The 4,104-nt window shown below is 35.2% G+C and carries 2 protein-coding genes, 1 tRNA gene and 3 pseudogenes; 4 read left to right on the top strand and 2 right to left on the bottom strand.

The window, feature by feature from the left end:
- Positions 1 to 834: pseudogene (locus BN338_RS03705) on the top strand (lipid A biosynthesis lauroyl acyltransferase); the annotation flags it as partial.
- Between the two features lie 33 nt (positions 835 to 867).
- A pseudogene (gene mazG / locus BN338_RS03700) lies at positions 868 to 1,682 on the top strand (nucleoside triphosphate pyrophosphohydrolase).
- 37 nt (positions 1,683 to 1,719) lie between these two features.
- Here mazG and BN338_RS03695 read toward each other — a convergent pair.
- A complete protein-coding gene (locus tag BN338_RS03695) occupies positions 1,720 to 2,094 on the bottom strand; it encodes an iron-sulfur cluster assembly accessory protein (RefSeq protein WP_039759162.1) in 375 nt (124 codons plus the stop codon).
- A 603-nt stretch (positions 2,095 to 2,697) separates the two neighbouring features.
- Here BN338_RS03695 and BN338_RS03690 point away from each other — a divergent pair.
- Positions 2,698 to 2,774 (top strand) — tRNA-Pro (locus tag BN338_RS03690).
- Positions 2,775 to 3,025: 251 nt separating this feature from the next.
- Here BN338_RS03690 and BN338_RS03685 read toward each other — a convergent pair.
- Complete coding sequence (locus tag BN338_RS03685) at positions 3,026 to 3,493, bottom strand: Hsp20 family protein (protein ID WP_039759160.1); 468 nt, start codon at positions 3,491 to 3,493, stop codon at positions 3,026 to 3,028.
- Positions 3,494 to 3,779: 286 nt separating this feature from the next.
- On the opposite strand from BN338_RS03685, the pseudogene BN338_RS03680 reads away from it, so the two are divergent.
- A pseudogene (locus tag BN338_RS03680) lies at positions 3,780 to 4,104 on the top strand (lysophospholipase); the annotation flags it as partial.

The following is a 4,104-nucleotide window of genomic DNA, read 5'->3' as shown; positions in this document are numbered from 1 at the left end:
TATTTATTTTAAAATGCTTTCCAGCCCAAATGGGAATTCTTTTTTTTCTGGTTGGCAAAAAAAATTGGTCCCCTTATCCATCGTCATCGAATAACACTTGCAAACCTTAGGAGTGCATATCCAGAAAAAACAGAACAAGAACGCCATGCGATTGCAATAGAGATGTGGGAAAATATAGGACGCTTGCTCGCCGAATATATTTATCTTGATAAAATTTTTGATTTTGATCCTCATGCGGACGAACCTGGTTTTATTGAGGTTAAAGGAGTGGAGATCTTTGAACGATTAAAGAATGAAAAAAAGCCACATATTTTTTTCACAGCACATACCGGAAATTTTGAACTTCTGCCTATTTGCGCACAAAGTTTTGATCTGAATGTTACGGTATTATTTAGACCACCCAATAATCCTTATGTTGCCAAACGAGTCCTTAAAGCACGACAAACTTCTATGGGACATCTTGTTCCCTCCAAAGCCGGTGCAGCGTGGGCATTAGCAGGAAAATTAGCAGAAGGTGAAAATGTTGGTATGCTCGTTGATCAAAAATTTCGCCGCGGTATCATGGGTACATTTTTTAACAAACCCCTTAAAACAAATCCCTTAATTATAAAGCTTGCGCGACAATATAACTGTGATATTTATCCAGCACGGTGTATTCGTCTGCCTGGAGGACGGCATCGTTTAGAATTATATGAACATGTAGAACTTCCACGTGATGAAAAAAATGATATTGATATAGCTGCTTCTACGCAAAAATTAAATGATATTGTTGAAACTTGGGTTCGTGAATATCCTGGACAATGGACGTGGTTACATAGACGTTGGGATATCTAAACATAAACTTTGTTGCTTACAGCGGAAATATAAATGTTAGCCTCAAAAAATATCAAAGATCTCACCGCAATTATCACTGAATTACGAAATCCTGATCATGGTTGTCTCTGGCACAAAAAACAAACTTTTGAATCTCTCATACCCTATATCCTCGAAGAAGTTTACGAAGTCATCGATGCCATTGAACGAAAAAGCCGAAAAGATCTCTGTGAAGAACTTGGTGATCTTCTTTTACAGGTTGTTTATCATGCAACTATTGCACAAGAAGAAGGCAGCTTTACTTTTGAAGATGTTATTTACGCAATCACGGCAAAAATGATTCGCCGCCATCCTCATGTTTTTGGAAATGCCGAGCAAAAAAAACGAGGATTTATAAAAGAAGAGTGGGAATATATAAAAAAAGAAGAACAGGCTAAACAAAAGAGTTTTTGCAAAAAGAAATACACCAATTCAAGCATTCTTACAAAAATAAAACCAATCCAGCCAGCAAACCAAGAAGCCCTTGCTTTACAAGAAGAAGCAGCGAAAGTAGGTTTTGATTGGCAAGAAAGTGATAAAATTTTTGCCAAAATAGAAGAAGAACTCGAAGAGCTCAAAGAAGCCATCAAAAATAAAAAAAATCAGAAATAGAAGCAGAGTTTGGAGATGTCTACTTTGTTCTCCTTAATATGGCGCACCACTTAGCAATTGATTCACAAAAAGCATTAAAAAAAACAAATACAAAATTCCGAAATCGTTTTGCCTATATTGAAGAAAAGCTATCCACTCAATCTAAAACACTCACTGATGCATCCTTGAATGAAATGGAAGCACTTTGGAAGCGAGCTAAAAATGAACAAACCTCCTAGAATTACTCAATGATAATTTCCCTAAGCTTGGATAATCTCACGAAGCTTGATTCGTTTTATATTGATCTTGGGTAGCAGGACGAAGTTCTACTGACTCACCACACCCACATGCTGAAACTTGATTAGGATTTTTAAAAACAAAACCAGAGCGAAGCGTTGTCACTTCATAATCCATCTGTGTTCCTAATAAAAATAACACCGCATCATGCGCTATAAAAACACGAGCACCATTTACTTCAACAGAATCTGCATCTATTCCCTCTTCTTTGACGAGAGTAATTGTATATTCCATCCCTGCACAACCGCCTTTTTTGATCCCAACAAGAATACCTCGTGCATCTTTTGCATCCATAATCGCTTTAACGCGATTCACAGCGGCTTGTGTTAGACTTATGACCGAAAAACCACTCATCGTTTACTCTTTTCTTAGTTTAATAGATATTTTAAATGTTTGTGTCCTACCATATGCCATCTGATACTTTAGAAAAAACAACAAAACATAAATCAAAACATCCTAATCTTTTTATAATACATCCTCATAAAATGGGATTTTTCATTGTACAATCTAGAATTTACAATTTTTTGCCCACATAAAACGCAAAACAGCTCTGCTATAAAAACTCTAAAAGAAAGAAAACGTTTCAATGCCATATATTCAATGATAACCTTTTAAAAAATATTTATTTTTAATAAACGATGAGATAAAAAAACACACTTCTCGCACTTAATTAATGCTCCTCTTCTTCTCAAATCCCCCTAAAATTATAAATCTTCCCTCTTCATAATCTGCAAAAGAAGTTAAATGAATAAAGTCTATTAACTATAGAGCTCAAAATTTAATGATAACAAAAAACTTTACAGATTCATTACTTACCCTAAACGAGGAACGGTATATGGATAGAAAAAATTTTTCACTTTCAAAAGGTGTCAATGTAAGAGAGCATTTTAGATTTTGTTCTGTTTATTTTTTCTCTTGCCTTTAAAGAAACAGTCATTTAATCGTTTCACACAGACTCGGAGCGTAGCGCAGCTTGGTAGCGCACTTGACTGGGGGTCAAGGGGTCGTGGGTTCAAATCCCGCCGCTCCGACCATTTTTTAAACGCTATAAAATCAGCTTATTGAGAGTTTTTTTATTTCAATTGCACATATATGTTTTTTTCTTCAACGTAAGAGTAGTGTGCATTTAATATTGTTATTTTTTCGTTAATTTGAAAGACACCGTCTTTATGAGAATCATCTTCGCTCTCACAAAAATACACAGCAAACGCGAGACCTTTGCCTCGCGTTACTTTATTCTTTTAAATATTTATAATTATTTTATTCTCATATTTTCTAAATTTTTTTATGCGATAATGCTGCTCTTATCATTTTTTGTAATGGAAGGTGACATTTGCACGGTTATTTTTTTGGGTTTTAATTCAGCTGGCATTTCCCTTTTAAGCTGAATATGAAGAAGCCCATCTCCAAGCTCTGCCCCAATAACCTTCACATGATCAGCCAAGTGAAAACGCCGCTCAAAAGCACGCGAAGCAATCCCTCGATAAAGAAACTCTCGTTCTTCATCCTCCTTTTCAGGCTTTCTATCTCCCTTAACGATCAGCTGATTACAATGTGTTTCAATGTCAATTTCATCTTGCGAAAAACCAGCAACAGCCATAGAAATCCTATAAGAATCTTCGGTTAAACGTTCGATATTATATGGGGGATAGGAAGAAATTTCCTCTGGTTGTGTTCTAGAATCAAACCAGTTAAAAAGATGATCAAAACCTACTGTGGAACGATAAAATGGTGAAAAATCTACTTGACGCATAATATTGCCCTCCTTTAGAGCGACTATAGTTTATAATTGACTCACAAAGCTCCCAAATGGCGAACTTACTTGTGAACCCGCGGCCCCATCATGGCGACCTCACTATATTATTTGGTAATCATTTTCCCTTATTTCAACTCTTTTGTACCTGAAATTGATAAAAACGATTATCTAAAAAACAACATACCCCTTTCTTAATCTTTCTTCTTCATTACATAAATATCAAAGCTCTCTCATTATCTCATGTTGTGCTAAGTTGCAAAAATACACTTGTAAAGGATGTCAATTGGAAACACCTCTTTATCCCACAAACCGTGAATCGACACCTCCTAATATTCATTATAATACCCTGAAAATAGCAATAGATCGCGAAATTCGTTTTGCGATAACATGTCCTGAAGTGAAAAAATCTAAGGGAACAATTGTTATTCTTGAAAACGATGCAAATACTTTAGAAACATATTTTTTAGCCATAAATGAAATTTCTCAACGCGGTTTTCATGCAGCAATATTTGACTGGTTTGGTCAAAAAAAACATCCTTCAAAACAAGACAAAAAGCCGAAAATATTACTTTGATATAAATAATGATATTAATGACTTACATGAATTT

The organism is Bartonella queenslandensis AUST/NH15 (assembly GCF_000312585.1).
Lineage (GTDB): Bacteria > Pseudomonadota > Alphaproteobacteria > Rhizobiales > Rhizobiaceae > Bartonella > Bartonella queenslandensis_A.
This window is presented reverse-complemented; position numbering and strand designations above follow the sequence as displayed.